Origin of the sequence: Moritella marina ATCC 15381, from assembly GCF_008931805.1 — a bacterium.
Lineage (GTDB): Bacteria > Pseudomonadota > Gammaproteobacteria > Enterobacterales > Moritellaceae > Moritella > Moritella marina.
The window spans coordinates 2209706-2226115 of record NZ_CP044399.1 but is presented as its reverse complement, the minus strand read 5'-3'; the positions used below and the strand labels follow the sequence as shown (position 1 = coordinate 2226115).

Below are 16410 nucleotides of genomic sequence, written 5' to 3'. Positions count from 1 at the left end.
TGTTATGTTGTTGTAAAGGTGTCAGTATCACCAGATTCAGGATCTATTTCCAAGTCAATCGAATCTACACTGGCATCTGGCCATTCATAAATGATGTTGTATTTACTTGGAGAAAGCATAGTACCTAATGATTCTTCGAACTCTGATTGACTATCGGTATCTCCTACTCGCCCAGTAACGGTTACATTTACCTGACTGCTATTCGTAAATTGAGAGTTAGCACAAGAGATCATCGCTGATAATTTGTAATCTTCATGTGTATCTGGATCTGTAAAATGACCAGCGATTACAATTTTGCTAACTGGGTCATGCATGACTATTCCAGTACAAGGCCCAAGCCCACCTGTATTAATCATGTCTCCGTACTCATATTCCGTGATACATTGCCATTCACCTTGCTCTATCGTAATCATTTACATCACTCTATAATAAAAGTTACATATTATCATAAACTTAAATGTAATGACGGGATACACAGCCAACTTGCAACATAACACCACAATAAACTGCGCTAGGTTTGGCGATTATTTTTCGGATTTTTGTTTTTGCAAAAACGACGACAAGCCGTAATGCGTCAGATTTAATTGCCTTGTTAGACCTTTAGTTTCACAATGAATTCAAATAATTGATACACTGCAATAAATACACCATTATACAAAACCCCCCATACAATAGTCGATGCATTTGAGGTTTTGGAGTGTAACACCAAGATTAGTCTTACAAAATTAAGCAGTGCTAAAAAAGCGCCAAGTATAAACAATATCACTGATGGAATAATATCGATCACTCCATCAACATTTTCTATTGGTAAGTGTCTATCAATTAAAACAGTGCCAGCAGCAACCAATAAAGCGCAAATGACATAATTTTTAAGATTATCCAGTACAAAACTAAAACCAAATTCTAAATCATCTACCTCTAAAAATTGTTCAAACTTTGATAGTTTCATATTGTACTCAGTTAAGGTCTAACAGTTTATTATACAGAATTCTGTATAAGGCGAATTTCAATTTAATAATTATCAACTATATCAAATTTACTAAAATTACAAATAGATATTGATGAATAGTAATTCAAAGTCAAGTAAAACACGGATAAAAACAAGAACAGTATTTATAGAGACCCATGTAAATATTACTAATATAAAATGCACACCTAAAAATCAATACGTTAGTGATTATCAATAATTGATAATCTAGATGTTTTGGCATGTTAAAATAATATATTTTTGCCATCTTTGTAAATCCAAATTATGGCTAAATGTAATCACAGTAGTTGCGATTACATTTAGTGGAATTATCCATAACAAAAAATATGGCAAATTAATGTGAGGATATTGAGTACAAGCAACTGCTCTAACTCATTTAGGGGCATAACCGTGTTAGAGTATTTAATCCCACAAGGCTATCAACATGAGTAAAAATATGGCTGGATATTCGTGGAAATCAGATATGTTTTTAAGTTCACTTATTCTTAAATAGCATGTTTCCTATCTAAACTCCGCCCTACCGTTATTAGTAGAATCTAGTATTAATTAACAAATTAACACTAAATAAATTATTTAGTGTTAAATTTCAATATCTTTAGTGATGTATTGCCTGAATTATATATAATAGGCTTACTTGTTTTAGGGGTAATGGATAACATGGAAAAAATACAATTTCTGTCTACTTTTGTTAAAAGAGTAGGTGACTTGAAGTCACCAGTAGAACTTGATCTTAACGATTCAAAAATCAATGACGACAGTAATTACCAAACTCTTCTGAATACGATAAATAATACTTTGGACTTTGATAATTTAATCGTGTTAGCTGGCTCCGGCACTTCTCTTACTTTTAAAGAAGCTCCAAGTATGAGAGACCTCTGGGACCAATGTAAAGATGCGAATTCAGAGCTATTTGAAACTGTTTTAAACATCGTTCAATATGATAAAAATATATTGAGTAATGGCAACGAAACTGAAACGGTATGTAATGATATTGAGCTTCTTTTATCTCTTTGTGATCAACATATTGCATTATCCTTTGATAACGAACATCTGATATCACTGAATTCATTTTTAGATAAATCAAAACAAGTTATCTTAGATGCGACAGACTTCACTGATAATATAGATTCAAAGGAGTGGGCTTCACACGATAAATTTCTTCGCACCTTAGGCCGAAGAAGCCCCAAACAACAACGCCTTAAATTATTTACAACGAACTATGACTTAGCTTTTGAACATTCAGCTTCCAATACTGGATTTGTCGTTGTTGATGGTTTTGAATTTTCATCTCCAAGCTATTTTAATCCTACTTGGTATCGTTATGACATTGTAGATCGTAGCGATGAGTCTAAAAGTTCTAGTTCGTATATATCGAATGTGTTTCACCTCTATAAAATGCATGGTTCTGTTAACTGGACGCGTGAAAGTAATGGTCGAGTTAAAAAAATTGATTATAAAGCTGGTATAGATGAACCCGTTTTTATATATCCAAGTAGCTCTAAATATCAGACTTCTTATGACTCACCGTACTTGGATATGATGTCATCATTTCTTCACTGCCTTCAGAAACCTAAGACAGCATTAATATGTTTAGGGTTTGGCTTTAATGATAAGCATATCAATAACGCGATCACAATGGCTCTTCGAACTAATCCTGAGTTTAATGTACTCGTGGGTACGAAAGACCCATTTGATGAGCAGGGGTCGTTTAACGCTGATATTCGAGATTTATTTACTTCTGCAATAGAAGAAGGTGACAGAAGGATTTCAATCATAGGTGGGACTTTTTCTCAATTCTCTAATTTGTTGCAAGAACGAAGAAAAGAAACACCAGAAGAACAGTTATTTAAAAACTTTGAAAAACTTACAGAGTCCATTGCTAACCGTAAGGTTGCTAAAAATGAATTCTAACCATTGGTTCACCCCTTTTGATCCCAACCGTCGTATTGGCAGCACAATCAATATCTCACCTACAGAAATAACAGTAAATTTGTCAGATGCTGGTTCAGGTGAAGCAAAATGGTATCTAGGTGATCGTGTCGCAGCTGGAGAAGTTAATGAGTTCGTTTTTATTGATTGTGGACAAACGGCTGTTTTAGGTAGATTAGTAAAGGTCTGGTTAGATGGGGCTGAAAGACTATCTGTTGATGCAATATCTATGGCAAATGGATTAAACAATCCTATTGGTATAATTCAATTATTAACAAGTGTTAATCCTGCTACAGGTACGATTTATAGAGGTATAAAAACTCACCCTAGACTTGGTAGTCAAATATACTCAGCCCATCCTCAATTAATTTCTATGTTGGCTGAAGGGGATGTGAAAGAAGATGACATTAAACTGGATATTGCTGAGCTACCTAATGATTCTACAGTAAATATAACGGTTACGCCTGATAAGTTATTTGCAAGGCATTGCGCTGTTTTAGGGGCAACAGGTGGTGGTAAAAGTTATTCAATATCTAGGTTACTTCAAGAAGTACAATTGAATGGTGGGAAAGCTTTATTATTGGACCCTACTGGAGAGTATTCGGAATTAGATTGTGAAACCTATTATGTTGGTAATCATGAGAGTGCGACAAGTGATAACACCGTGACTTTTCCGCATTGGAAGCTACCTGAATCGGATATATTTGCTTTTTTACGACCTTCGGCTCAAACACAAACACCAAAGCTCTCTGCTGCAATTCTGAGCCAGAAAGTAGTCATTGAATATTGGAATAAATTTGAAACTGCGGGTTTAAACGTAAACAGGAATTATTCCTTAGTTAAATCGGGACAAGTTAAGCACCCTTATCATGAAGCATTTAATTTATTTGAATCAGAGATTAATTTAAAAAGATGGAGTTTTAAAAACCTAGCAGATCAAATTGAACAAGAGTGTATATGGCCATCAGGGAGAGGAGATGAAACTATTTATGGGAGTTATGCTGAAGGAGACTTGGGATACTGTATAAGTTTAATTTCACGAATAAAATCTTATTCCTCTAATCCGCATTTAAAGTGGTTATTTGATCCGGATAAAAATCATCAAGATATTCCAACTATCCTAGAGGACTTTGTGAGCCTTAAAGCCAATAAAATATTACGATTGGATTTATCAGCTGTTCCTTTCGAAGCCAATGGACGTGAAATATTAGTAAATGCGATTGGACGTAAACTCATGGATTTAGCGAGAAGTAAAAAAATTAGTCATGATAATCCAATGTTAGTATTTATTGATGAAGCTCATCAGTTTCTTAATAAAACGGTGGGAGATGAATCGAGTTCTATTAAATTAGATTCTTTTGGCAACATCGCAAAAGAAGGACGTAAATATGGATTGAACGTTGTTATTGCAACACAACGTCCACGAGATATACCTGAAGATGTGTTGAGTCAGATAGGGTCTTTGATTGTCCACAGGTTAACGAATTATCATGATCAAGAAGTTGTTAAACGAGCCGTTGGGTCAATGGACGAACGTTCAGCATCATTTTTACCTACATTAAGTCAAGGTGAAGCATTACTGCTAGGGATTGATTTTCCATTTCCAATGACCGTTAAAATGAAAAAACCAATAATTAAACCAACCTCAAAAAGTGCCGAATATTCAGTTTCGTGGAGTAAAAATAAATACAATGACAAATAATATCAGTGATAAAGATAAGCTATTGATTAATTCTAGCATTGACGACAAATTCGTAAAAAACTGGTTAAATAAATTAGAGGCTGCTCAGAAAGGACATTACACTGAAACTGAGTTTCTAAATAAAGTAAATCTATGCTTTGGTGTAGCACTTATTATTTTAACGACAGGTGTAACTGCTTTTATTTTCTTTGATCCTGCAACGTATAAGGAGCTGACAAAGCTTTGCTTAGCGATTGCAAGTGCTATTGCTGCAGCTTTATCAGGGATGGTTACGTTTGGTCGATTTGGTGAGCGTGCAAGTGAACATCGTATAACAGCAGGTCGCTATGGAAAATTGCGTAGACAATTAGAGTTCCTGCAGGCAACGTCTTCTAAAACAATAAAGGAAGATGAATTTAAAAATAAACTAAAACTGTTAAGGATTGAATGGGAGTATGTAGCTGCGAATGCGCCTTTAACACCAAAGAAAGGGGAGACTTCATATTTCCGTCCACTTTTAATTAGGTTTGGTATGATTGCCGGAACATTGTCAGTCGCTCTTTTGCTCAAAAGTTATTTGTAGTGGCTTATACTACTAAACCAGAGCTGGACGGACATGAGTTAGTAACTTTGGTCAATTAATAATTCATGAACAATTCAGGTATTCAAAGTGGTATAAGTCACTGTTAATGTTGGTGGTGCAGATTACTTACACTATGTAGCATTCTATAATAATTGAGATTTTATATATATTATTGCCAGTTTTTCATGTGCTGGTTATATGTATAAGCCAAACTGGGATCATTATTATGCAGTTAAAAAAGGGTTGAACATCTACCTATTGTCAAGAAGTACTCAATATAGCTCTATCGGATTAGAAGGTAAATTAAATGGCAACTCTAGTTATTCTCGGAAATGGATTTGATATATGGCAGGGCTTACCTACCAGCTACAGTAATTTTCATAAACAATATGGTGATTCCCTAGAGGAGCATACACAGTATTTTGATGACCTCTGCAATATTGACTTAGAATGGGCGAACTTTGAAGAATCTCTTGGCTCCTTCGATCAGGGCAATTTCCATGATAATGCAGCATGGCAACCTTCTTTAGAAGAAATGGCTGATGACCGTACATGCCTTTATGGGTTTGAAGATGAAATATCGAATAAGAAAGAAGAGTTGGTAGATGACATAACAAATGCTTTTAATGAATGGATTCGTTCGGTTGATGTCAGTAAGGCAACGAAGTTAATCGAATTTCCAAAATCATTTAAATTCGTCAACTTCAACTATACTACTACATTACAACATGTATATGAAATACCTGAGGATAATATCTTACATATACATGGTAGGGTAAGGAACAATATAGTTTTTGGTCATGGCCGTGGTGGCAACTCATCAGAAAGTATTCAAGAAAGAGACGAACCTTGGTTTGAAGAGTCACAAAGAAGTGCATCCTCTGTATCCGGTATATTTCATAAACCTGTAGACGAGATCCTTGAGCGTCACAAACATCAATTAGAGGGGTACGGAGGGGTAACAGATATCGTTGTAATCGGTCACTCAATCAATGAAATCGATATTCCCTACTTTCAGTGTATTTTAAGTGCTTACCCTGACGCTGAATGGAAAAATTATAACTATCAAGACTTAGAAGAAGGAATCGATGCCGTAACAGATACACACAATAAATTAATTGGGGCAGGAGTTCCCGATGAAAAGTTAATATCAACTTCATCTGAAGAGTTGAAAACGATTTATTCGGTTGTTTAACCCACATGTTGATAATAGTTTTAGTTAGTGCTTGTTGAAGGTTTTCAATGTTTATATCAGTTAATGTGTTGTGGTTCATTGAAATTGGCGTCCTAATAGAGGCTTTTTGATCTTGGAATTTAAGTCGTTACAGGGACAAAAGTGGGTGTGCTGTTGTGATGTGACAAATCCCTCACATGAAAGAATATATGGTAAATCGACATGAATATATTGTGAGTGAACAATTACTATGACTTACTTTGGGGTAAATTAGAGTTATGCTATTTCACTAAGTTATTACAAGGTAAACCTCACGTCTTGAATTTTCCTTGTAATTGCCCTAAGATGGACACTGTATAAAAAAACAGTGGTTCATGTATGAATATAATACCAATCTCTGCAAGTGCAGGGATCACAGGTTTTGAAAGTCCAGCTGCTGAATATCACCAGCTTGCATGTTCCTTAGACGAAATTCTTATCGATCACCCAAGCGCCACTTTTATTGGTAAAGCCTGTGGTGACTCAATGGAAGGGGTTGGTATTTTTGATGGTGACTTATTGATTGTTGATAGGCATGTTACGGCCAGACAGCACGATGTTATTGTTGCTAATTTTAATGGGGAATTTGTTTGTAAGTTACTTGATGTTCGCCAACGAATGTTAGTTTCTGCAAATGATAAAATTGAACCAGTGTTCATTAATGATTTAGATTCTTTCAGCATTGAAGGAGTTGTTATTCGCTCTATTCGTTGCCACCGTCCTAGCTATTTATTAGATGATAAGTAGTGTTTGCCCTCGTTGATGCCAATTCATTCTATTGCAGCGCTGAACAAGTGTTTCGCCCAGACTGGCGTAATAAACCGATTGTGGTTTTATCTAACAATGATGGGTGTATTGTTGCGGCAAATCGACAAGCAAAAGAAGCCGGTGTTCCAAAGTTTAAGCCTTATTTCCAGATCAAACATTTGTGTGACAGAAAGGGCGTTATTGCTCTGTCTTCTAACTATGAGCTTTACGCAGACCTTTCGGAAAAAATGATGCAAGTCATTGGTCGCTTTGCGCCTGAACAACATATTTATAGTATCGATGAGTGTTTCTTATCATTTAAGCAAACTTATCCCGTAATACCTTGCCTTAAAACCCATGGCGCAAAGATTCGACGTGCAGTATGGAAAGAATGCCGATTACCTGTATGTGTCGGTATTGCACCCACGCTTACTCTCGCTAAAATAGCCAATCAGGCAGCAAAAAAATCACATCACTACAATGGTGTTTGCATAATAGGTAATGAAGCTGAACGATTAAAGGTGCTTGCTGAGATGAGTATCTGTGATGTCTGGGGAATTGGTCGTAAACTATCAAAGATCATGTCAGTGATGGGCTTGAATAACGCATTAGACCTTGCTCAATATCCAGTGGGGTTAGCTCGTAAGGAGTTCAATATTGAAGTTGAACGTACGATACGGGAACTTAATGGACAACCTTGTAAAAGTTGGGATGTAATCAGAGCTGATAAAAAACAAATTTACTCTACACGCAGTGTCGGTGAGCGAATTACCGAATTAAGCACGTTACAACAAGCTCTAAGTCAACATGCGGCTATTGCATCACGAAAAGCACGTAAGCAACACTCATTGTGTAAAATCATGCTGTGCTTTGCGGCAAGCTCGCCGTTTGATGATAAACCAGCTAGTTATCGCGCTATTCATCACTTCCCATACCCGACTTCAGATGTTGATCAAATTACGAAAGCTGCAACTCAACTAGCAAAGGAGCTGTTTCATAAAAAGGTTAGGTATTACAAGATAGGTATCGGCCTCATTGATTTAGTTGATGGGAGACATGAACAAAAAGATTTGTTCAACTCTGAACCAAATAACGAAAACCTGATGCACGTTTTCGATAAACTCAATGAGAAATATGGCAAGAACACCGTATTTTTAGGCGCCCAAGGCACAGAACAAAAATGGGCAATGCGACGTAAAATGCTCACGCCGCAATATACAACCAAATGGCAGGATATACCGAAGGTAAAGTGCTGAACGCTCTTCGCCAGTCCTGTAAGGAGATAATGATTGAATCTAGATTATCAATACTCACAAGCTTAGCGTTATTGCTATAAAGTAATAATCCTAAGCCCAAATTAGACTGAACCTTGTTAGGACAATTATTCTATTTATATTTCTTCAGATAAGATTTTTTATTGGAAACTTCTAAACAGGTGGTCAAATTCACTCTACTACTTCATATGAACCTCGAAACACCTATTCTTATTTATTATACGATAAATTTATCTTGCCAAAAGTCTGTTTCGCCACAAATATTTTGTACATGGACTTGGCTATACAGAAATAAAGGCTCACTTTTTTTATGCTGACAATTTAACTCTGGTTGAGTTATATATATTAAGTTCGCTTCAAAAGAAGACAGTACGTTATTAGCAAACTCATAAGGTTGAATTAGCTCAATAGGTAAATGTTTACCATCCTTGATAAAAATAACGCTACATTGGTATAGTCTTTTTGTTAGGCCATCATATTTAGGATGATGAAGTAATGATATTGCTTTGTGGCCAGAGATAAACCTGTTGTTAGACGATGACGTTTTACCAATATAAACTAACTTTTCATCTGCTTTATCACCTACGGTTATTATATATATGGGGTAACAAGCAAGAGGCGCATCACCCAGACCATTTTGAGCCACGAATCTAATATTATCATTCCAAGATGTCTCTAAATTCTGAGGCTTTAGGCTAACAGATTTATGTAGTTCATTAGCGGTTTGAATCGCAAGAAAGCAACCTACACCTTCCGTGGGTTGCAATAACTCAACATCATTGAGACCACGATTCAAATAGATTTGACTTGGTGTATTCAATAGCGGTCTAAACGTATGATCAATTGGCACGAAACCTTTCCTTATCGTATAACGCTGCATTAAGGTGTGAGTAACACCACTACCTAATCCATTGCACCATAAAACAAAATCCAACGCTGAGTTGAAAATACCAAGCGTTGGGAATCACTCTCAAATGCTTTGTTATAAGCAAATTAACTCGGAATACTCACTTATTGAATCTATTGATAAAAATATATCTTTAAGCATTGGCGAGCCTCTACTTGGAACAATGACATGTCGATATTCTTGTTGATACTGATATCTGATGTGTTTGTAGATTTCAATTATAGGCTCTCGGCCTTTACCCTTAGGCTTTACTGGATCAACATACTCAACCATTTGATATGCATATTCATCGAACTCAATGTGATTACGTAATTCAGAGATTAATTCATCTGCAAACCGTTGAGAGTCATAAATAAACAAACAGCTATCAGCCTCAAAATTACTAAACATACGAATGTCAAACGTACCACTACTGCAAAACACATAATAGTCACGTTCGGTTTCATAAGTAATATTAACCGTACCAATAGGCTTGATTGCTTCCCCCTTGCTTGTCGTAATTGTCATTTCGTCTGGATTGGCATGAAATATAGCTTTCATTTCATCATCCATCTGTGCAACATTTAAAGATGGCTCCATGAATGAACTAGCTAAAGATACTTTCAAGCTATTTTTACTTAAATACTCTTTTTTCCCAAATTTGATCAGATGTGGTTTCTTAACCGATGCAATTCGATTGATTTCAATTAAGCGTTCTGACGCTTCGACCATTGGGCTTGGAACAGCACAACCATCTAAGAAGTTGTTTGGGGGGGACTCTCCACGAATTTTCAACTCTTCTTGGACATGGGTAAAGCTAATAATCAGCTCTTTCCAAGGATCTATTGATACATTGCCCATACCAATTTTTCCATTCGTCTCAAGAGTACTTAAATTTTCGATAAGATAGCGTAACCTATCAACAAGAAGCTCTCTAGACAGATGCTCCATATATCGATTCTTCCTATAATCGAGAATCCAATACTCATATCGTTTCATGAAGCCTCTATTTGCTTATAACAGTTTACTATGCAGAATCCTGTATAAGGCGAATTCCATTTCAATTTAATAATTATCAACAATATCAAATTTACTATAAATTACAAATAAATACATTAGTAATTCCCAGTGATTGATAAACTAGATGTTATGGCATGTTAAATAATATATTTTTGCTATTTTTGTAAATCCAAATTATGCCTGAATGTAATCACAGTAGTAGTGATTAATCAGCAGGATTATATGTAACAAAATATATGACAAATTAAGGTAAGAATATCGAGTATGGGTTACGACTCTAAGGCAAAATTGGTTTAGAGCGATAATCCTAAGCCATTGATGAACATATCTGTGTTAGGGTTATTGCACCATTCGATAGTAATACCCATTAGGTTTTGCAGGACAAGTGAAGGCTTTAAGCTGAAACTCTCACTCCGGTTAACCATAATATGCGTTATGCGTAGTTGGTGGGAGTTTTTTATTAATATAAATGATAATATAATCAGTGGCCTACTGTTAATTATTGAAAATTGAAAACAGAACTACACAATACTCTATGGATAGAACTGCTGAATCAAGGCTACCATAAAATGCATTTGCCTTTCAGCGGTATAATCAATCAAATTTATACTTGAGGTTAAAAAATGGTAAGTAAGAAATCTTTCGTATTAATGCCTTTTTCTGAGTCATTGAATGATGTGTATGAATTCTTGATCAAAGGTGCATTAACCGAAGCTGGATATCAGGTGAAAAGAGCTGATGATATTAAAAGCCAAAGTAATATATTAGAAGATATTGTAAAAGGGATTATAGAAAGTGATCTTATAATTGCGGATTTAACTGATTCAAACGCCAATGTTTATTATGAACTAGGCATAGCTCATGCACTTCAAAAAAAGGTAGTGCTTATAACTCAAGAAATTGATGAGTTACCATTTGACTTAAAATCTTATCGAGTCATTGGATATTCCACCCACTTTACTCGGATGAATGAAGCGAAAGCGGAATTGTATCAATTAGCTCAAGAAGCCTCTAATGGAAACTTACCTTTTGGTAACCCTGTTAAAGACTTCGGTAACATTCAAAATGCCAGTGAATCTATTTACCCGATAGCAAAAAATAATAACGATAACTCATCGGATTTAGGCTTTTTAGATCATTTAGTGGAAGTGGAAGATAACTTTGCCCGTTTAACAACAATAGTTGAGTTAGTTGGTAATAAAATGGCCAATGAGTTAACCCCCGAGATAAATAGTGCGACTCAAATGCTTACAACAAAAGATTTAAATACTAAGCAAAGGCGGAATATCATTCAAGGGTTAGCTAAACATGTAGATGATTACGCAGTTCTTTTAAAACCCAATAATGATGAATATAGAGAACTGAATAAAAAACTGGAGACAAGTATAGAAATAATTTTAACTTCCAATCAAAAATATGATGATGAATCTGTAGAGGGAATCGAAAGTTTCCTGATTGGTTTTGAATCCCTCGAAAATGGTGCTCAAAATGGTCGGGATGGTTTTATTCTGTTTTTAACTACTATGAAGGGCTCTCCAAGTTTAGAGAAAAGTTTTAATCGTGCTTCTAAAAACGTGCAACGAGAACTACAGATTTTCATAAATAATATTGATCAAACGATTTCAATGGCATCTAGAGCAAAAACATTAGGTAAATCAATGCTTGCAAAAGCCTTAGTTCTAACGACTGAGGACGAAGTGTAGATAAATTGAAGTGTTATAGTAAATTAGGCCTCCTAATAAGAGGTTTTTTTGATCTAGGGGGAAATCGTCACTGTACGGCCTATTGAACACAAGATGCTAATTAGCAGTGTCATTTACTACTCAGGAAAAAAGTCCTATCTAACGCTTATTTCACCCCTTTAAAACCAATTTTAACCCGTAATTTGGGATGGATCATTTTGTATTGTCTTAGTGAATATCATTTTCAAGTCATTTCTAATACTTTTGTAATATGGAATACAAGTCACGATCGGAGGGAGAGCGCCTTTCATAATATCTAATCTAACCAAAGCTGGCTCATAATAAGGTTCGTGTGAGCAGTTATGATATGACAAATTACCCCCATTCCTACATGAGCAAATGTATGGAAAACTGTCATGGATAAAATATGCATGAGTAGTTGCACTAACTTACTGTGGGGCGATTTCGAGTTAGCGCTGGAGTAATAGCATTTGAATCCCAAAGAAGACCCAAAAGTGTCATGTACCATTCAGACCAAGGTTGCCATTATACAAGCAGACAGTGCCTCCAAGGCAAGATATGTTGGTTAAGAGAGCTCAATATCGAGCCTCCTAGTGGTTAACTTTCTATTAATGCTCATCTTGCTGGTCGATTTTATCGATATTAAAATCATTTGAGTTTAAGCGCTTTGTTTAATATGGGTCTACATTAAAAATGGATAAACTTATAAGCTCATCTAACTAATTTACTTGATTTTTGATACAACAAAGGAATGACCATGAAAAATATTAACGATTATACCAATGGTTTCAGCTACGATAATGTAATTCGTATTTATGAGGATAACTCTCCAATAATTAAGTTACAAGAATTAGACATTGTTCATGTTCTAGATGAACTTATCGCAGAGAAAATAGCAGAGTATTCGTTAAAACATTCCTTTGATGTTTTATCACTAATCCAAGATGCTTGTGATGAACGTAAAGCTCACATATATAGGGCACATGAATTAATTTCAAACAATTTTTATAACAGTAAAAGAAGTGAAAAGCATAGGAATTTTTTATTAGCTATAGATTTTAGTGATGAACAAATTGACGCCATTTTACCGATGCCAACCCGACGAACTAAACTATCAAATTTTATTCCCCCAGAAGGAAATAAAATGTGGCTTCAATGCTTAGGATGGGATGAATATGTCAGGTGGATCGCATTAACATGCTTATATCCAATGGCAGAACAGGAACTTAGTATTGGCTATTGGCACTAATTGTAGTAGCTCAAATTTGAGTTTGTATTTTACATGACTAGATCGCAATAGTGACCTACAGCCCAAGGCGTGGTCAAACATTGCTTAGCCACTGGGGTTAGGGATGAGGTAGCTGTTGCTAAAAGTATTCTAAAGCGTATGGATATAACCGATGAAATATACTAATCGGCCCTGTATCGACGTGTAAGAGCCATTAAATTTAGTGGATATATGGTGAGTGAGTAACCGCTATAACCCAGTTTGGGGCAATTTCGTGTTAACTTGACTCGATCTTTTTCATAAAAACTGTCCAGAAATAATTTTTTGTGTCTATTCTTTAAATTTGGTTCCGAAAAACACAAATAGCTAGGTTTAACAACAAGTAAGGCACTGTAATTTAAATGATAATTATTGGTACTGTTATTAGGGTGTTGGTGTTTATTACGTGTTATTTAACCTAGGTAAATCATATCACCTCAACAACTAAGATCTAGAGATCAATATACAAATTTATAATAGGGCTTAATTATCAAAAAAGTCATTACAGTACTGCTGTCTAAAAACTCATTTTACTAACTAATTCAATAAAGTACCGAGCAAGCCCCTCTCTAAATGTTCTCCCTCCACTGGTAGCATTTTTGTATTGATAACCTCGTATATCTAGCTTCATTGCGGGACAATGTTGCCAGTGTTCTGCATCACGAGAATAATTGAGCTGCCCTAACAAATGACCAACTCTTTCTAGTTCTTCAAGACTACATTGATTGCTAATCAAATGATTAATAACCAATCCTAATGCTTGCCATATTTGTGTTGAGTAATGAAATCCGTCGCGATTGTATTTCAATTGATGTTGGCAAGATGACAGCCAAGCTGAAAAAAATGTGATGATAGCTGGTTTGATACTATCTAAACGCGTCTGATCAATCAGGCTCCCGTCCGAAAGTTCGCCCATGACTTTGGTCGACATCCTAAGCTTGTTGCCAGCGACGGCTGCAACGACCATGTGCAGCATTGTCGATTCAGTTGTAATAAACGGATCACTCTTGGTTACTCGGGTAGCTTTTGTTGACATGCCACCAATTTTATCTAGTTTCAACTCTTCTGCTAGTTGATGAATGAAATCTTTAACTAATGACTCACTCGCAATTCTACTTAAGCTGACAGAGTGAAATTGAAGACTTCTCTGATTAAAAGTCTTACACAAATTTAAGATATCTTTTTGGTCTAAATTACCATCGTCATTGAAAACGACCGTTACAATAAGTGGCTGATTTATAATGTTTTTCATAGTTATATTGTCAGCTTTTGTTAGTTCCTGATTAGTAACAAAATGAGGATACTGTAATTTATAACCGAGCAGATTCATGATGGCACAATACGTCAAAATACCATCGACAAGAAAGGCATTCTTACGGCAATAGTTCAGCGAATAAAGCGGCCCCTTTCGTTCACTTGCAGGTAAATCAGCATGACCAACCGCAATGGTGATAGATAAAGGTGGAGCTAGTTGATCGGAATAAGAAAAATCAGCAATCTCTTGTTCTAACTTCTTTATTCGTTTTTGGTTTGTTGAATTAAGTAACTCCGAAAAGACTGCGTCTATCTCTTCAGGAAGCTCTTCGAATGCAGAAAAGTAATTTTTTATTTCAGTTGCTGGAATAAAACACAGTAAAGATGTCCCTATGCCATAACTGTGATCTGCAGATAATCCTAAAACTTGAACATCGGAACTAAGCAACTGTTTTTCCATTATTAACAATTAAATTTAATGACAATTATAAATATATTTCACATTTCTTCTTGATCGGGGCGTCGCCCCGATCAATAATGCGCCGCTATTTTAACGGTTATTGGAGGTTTAGCATGAATGATAAGAATAAAGATTCATTTGAGGATAAGCTTGTAAGTGGGTTAATAAAAAAGTATCAACCCAAGCATAAATCTTACCTCGGAAGTTCTAGGGAGCTAATTGATGCATCTCTAGAGCGCTTATCACGAGCTCAAATGAATGAAATATTTAAGAAAAGATCGGATTATTATCCAAATTTGAAAATAATTCAAACATCTATTAAGCATGAGGTTGTGTATATTTCACCAACTTTAGCAAGGGACATATTGCAGTACTCAAGTCGAGGAGCAATCAATCCTGAGCATAAAAATAGGCGAGTAAGTAAAGCAGAAGTGAAACGCTATACACTGGCGATGGATGATAGTAAATGGTGTCTAACAGGCGAACCAATTGTATTTAGTTCTGATGGCGAAGTACTCAATGGTCACACTCGGATAGAAGCGGCAGCGAACTCATCTAAAGGATTCATTACCGTTATAATTTATGGTGTAACCGATGACCTTTCTTTCGCTCATATCGATGTTGGTAAAATTAGATCTCGGGCCCAAGTGTTGGAAATGGCAGGTGTACAGGTCGATGCAAATATCTTGTCTAGAGTTGCAATGCTAGCAAAAGCTTTCGATCAAACAAAAAACCGTTATGCATTTCGTGGCACACAAGGGACTTCATTCCAACAAGCTGAGATTTTGCATTATGTAGAAGAGCGGGAGGAACTTGCATTGTCCGTAGACTTTATCTCCAAGTTAGCTAAAAAGCATAAGCATGAGATCCAAGCTGCGCCTCATATTTATGCCTTTGCACATTATCTTATTAACGCTGAAACTGCGAACTATGATGGTGAACTAGCTATCACGCCAGAGGCGTACTTATCACGGGTGATATCTGGGATTGGAATTCAAAGTGAAGAAGACATTGAATACCAAGTTCGCAACTACTTACAAACTTTGGTTGGGGAAGCCAGCTCTTATGCTGTAATTTGTCGATTAAGCTGTATTTTTAAAGGTTGGAATCTGCACCATGCTATCGATATTGTCGGTAATAGAATTGCAGTGCGCCGTGTTGCGAGATACAACAAAGATGAAGATGGTAATCGTACTCCAGCTAAAAGTGCCGGGAATATTAATGAGGCCTTTACCTATGCGTTTGCGGGAAAAGGAAAAACACCGTTAAAAATCCTCAAGCAAGCTAATCTGATACTCTCTTAGATATAGGGATGCAGGGTGTAATCGAGAGGCAATAAAACAAGATGTAAGCATACGAATTGCTTCTTCAATTACTCTTTAGGGCGTTACCTAGTAACGCCCTA

The 16410-nt window shown here is 35.9% G+C and carries 14 protein-coding genes; 9 read left to right on the top strand and 5 right to left on the bottom strand.

Annotated features, from left to right (window positions below; all coding sequences use genetic code 11):
• Positions 1-2: 2 nt before the first annotated feature.
• Both FR932_RS10005 and FR932_RS10000 read right to left on the bottom strand, forming a co-directional pair.
• A complete protein-coding gene (locus tag FR932_RS10005; protein WP_019628850.1) occupies positions 3-413 on the bottom strand; it encodes a hypothetical protein in 411 nt (136 codons plus the stop codon).
• 179 nt (positions 414-592) lie between these two features.
• On the bottom strand, positions 593-949 hold the full coding sequence (locus tag FR932_RS10000) for a hypothetical protein (protein WP_019440474.1): 357 nt from the start codon (positions 947-949) through the stop codon (positions 593-595).
• 696 nt (positions 950-1645) lie between these two features.
• Between FR932_RS10000 and FR932_RS09995 the strand changes: the two genes are divergently transcribed.
• The 6 genes from FR932_RS09995 (at position 1646) to FR932_RS09970 (ending at position 8397) form a co-directional block, all read left to right on the top strand.
• Positions 1646-2899 (top strand): SIR2 family protein, encoded by a 1254-nt coding sequence (locus tag FR932_RS09995; RefSeq protein ID WP_019628849.1) that lies wholly within the window; start codon positions 1646-1648, stop codon positions 2897-2899.
• On the top strand, positions 2889-4619 hold the full coding sequence (locus FR932_RS09990; RefSeq protein WP_019440472.1) for an ATP-binding protein: 1731 nt from the start codon (positions 2889-2891) through the stop codon (positions 4617-4619). The genes FR932_RS09995 and FR932_RS09990 overlap by 11 nt, the downstream gene beginning before the upstream one ends.
• On the top strand, positions 4609-5181 hold the full coding sequence (locus tag FR932_RS09985; protein WP_019440471.1) for an SLATT domain-containing protein: 573 nt from the start codon (positions 4609-4611) through the stop codon (positions 5179-5181). Before FR932_RS09990 ends, FR932_RS09985 begins: the two co-directional genes overlap by 11 nt.
• A 307-nt stretch (positions 5182-5488) precedes the next feature.
• A complete protein-coding gene (locus FR932_RS09980) occupies positions 5489-6376 on the top strand; it encodes a bacteriophage abortive infection AbiH family protein (protein ID WP_019440470.1) in 888 nt (295 codons plus the stop codon).
• 357 nt (positions 6377-6733) lie between these two features.
• Positions 6734-7141 carry a LexA family protein gene (locus tag FR932_RS09975; RefSeq protein ID WP_019440469.1) on the top strand — a complete coding sequence of 136 codons (408 nt, stop codon included), beginning with the start codon at positions 6734-6736 and terminating at the stop codon, positions 7139-7141.
• Positions 7141-8397 carry a Y-family DNA polymerase gene (locus FR932_RS09970; RefSeq protein ID WP_019440468.1) on the top strand — a complete coding sequence of 419 codons (1257 nt, stop codon included), beginning with the start codon at positions 7141-7143 and terminating at the stop codon, positions 8395-8397. Before FR932_RS09975 ends, FR932_RS09970 begins: the two co-directional genes overlap by 1 nt.
• Before the next feature lie 235 nt (positions 8398-8632).
• Here FR932_RS09970 and FR932_RS09965 read toward each other — a convergent pair whose 3' ends face one another.
• On the bottom strand, positions 8633-9265 hold the full coding sequence (locus tag FR932_RS09965) for a hypothetical protein (protein WP_019440467.1): 633 nt from the start codon (positions 9263-9265) through the stop codon (positions 8633-8635).
• Positions 9266-9397: 132 nt separating this feature from the next.
• Entirely contained in the window at positions 9398-10300 is a 903-nt protein-coding gene (locus FR932_RS09960) for a hypothetical protein (protein WP_240532369.1), read from the bottom strand.
• Between the two features lie 644 nt (positions 10301-10944).
• Here FR932_RS09960 and FR932_RS09955 point away from each other — a divergent pair.
• On the top strand, positions 10945-12024 hold the full coding sequence (locus FR932_RS09955) for a nucleoside 2-deoxyribosyltransferase (RefSeq protein ID WP_019440465.1): 1080 nt from the start codon (positions 10945-10947) through the stop codon (positions 12022-12024).
• A gap of 757 nt (positions 12025-12781) precedes the next feature.
• Complete coding sequence (locus FR932_RS09950; RefSeq protein WP_019440464.1) at positions 12782-13273, top strand: hypothetical protein; 492 nt, start codon at positions 12782-12784, stop codon at positions 13271-13273.
• 535 nt (positions 13274-13808) lie between these two features.
• Here the strand turns inward: FR932_RS09950 and FR932_RS09945 are convergent.
• A complete protein-coding gene (locus FR932_RS09945; protein WP_019628848.1) occupies positions 13809-15005 on the bottom strand; it encodes a hypothetical protein in 1197 nt (398 codons plus the stop codon).
• A gap of 113 nt (positions 15006-15118) precedes the next feature.
• Here FR932_RS09945 and FR932_RS09940 point away from each other — a divergent pair, with 113 nt between their 5' ends.
• A complete protein-coding gene (locus tag FR932_RS09940; protein WP_019440462.1) occupies positions 15119-16309 on the top strand; it encodes a ParB N-terminal domain-containing protein in 1191 nt (396 codons plus the stop codon).
• Positions 16310-16410: the final 101 nt, after the last annotated feature.

Excerpts from the sequence above, each read along its gene's own strand:
- FR932_RS10005 (WP_019628850.1), bottom strand. The coding sequence starts at position 413 with ATGATTACGATAGAGCAAGGTGAATGGCAATGTATCACGGAATATGAG.
- FR932_RS09955 (WP_019440465.1), top strand. The coding sequence starts at position 10,945 with ATGGTAAGTAAGAAATCTTTCGTATTAATGCCTTTTTCTGAGTCATTG.
- FR932_RS10000 (WP_019440474.1), bottom strand. The coding sequence starts at position 949 with ATGAAACTATCAAAGTTTGAACAATTTTTAGAGGTAGATGATTTAGAA.
- FR932_RS09960 (WP_240532369.1), bottom strand. The coding sequence starts at position 10,300 with ATGAAACGATATGAGTATTGGATTCTCGATTATAGGAAGAATCGATAT.
- FR932_RS09975 (WP_019440469.1), top strand. The coding sequence starts at position 6,734 with ATGAATATAATACCAATCTCTGCAAGTGCAGGGATCACAGGTTTTGAA.
- FR932_RS09985 (WP_019440471.1), top strand. The coding sequence starts at position 4,609 with ATGACAAATAATATCAGTGATAAAGATAAGCTATTGATTAATTCTAGC.
- FR932_RS09995 (WP_019628849.1), top strand. The coding sequence starts at position 1,646 with ATGGAAAAAATACAATTTCTGTCTACTTTTGTTAAAAGAGTAGGTGAC.
- FR932_RS09940 (WP_019440462.1), top strand. The coding sequence starts at position 15,119 with ATGAATGATAAGAATAAAGATTCATTTGAGGATAAGCTTGTAAGTGGG.
- FR932_RS09990 (WP_019440472.1), top strand. The coding sequence starts at position 2,889 with ATGAATTCTAACCATTGGTTCACCCCTTTTGATCCCAACCGTCGTATT.
- FR932_RS09950 (WP_019440464.1), top strand. The coding sequence starts at position 12,782 with ATGAAAAATATTAACGATTATACCAATGGTTTCAGCTACGATAATGTA.
- FR932_RS09945 (WP_019628848.1), bottom strand. The coding sequence starts at position 15,005 with ATGGAAAAACAGTTGCTTAGTTCCGATGTTCAAGTTTTAGGATTATCT.
- FR932_RS09980 (WP_019440470.1), top strand. The coding sequence starts at position 5,489 with ATGGCAACTCTAGTTATTCTCGGAAATGGATTTGATATATGGCAGGGC.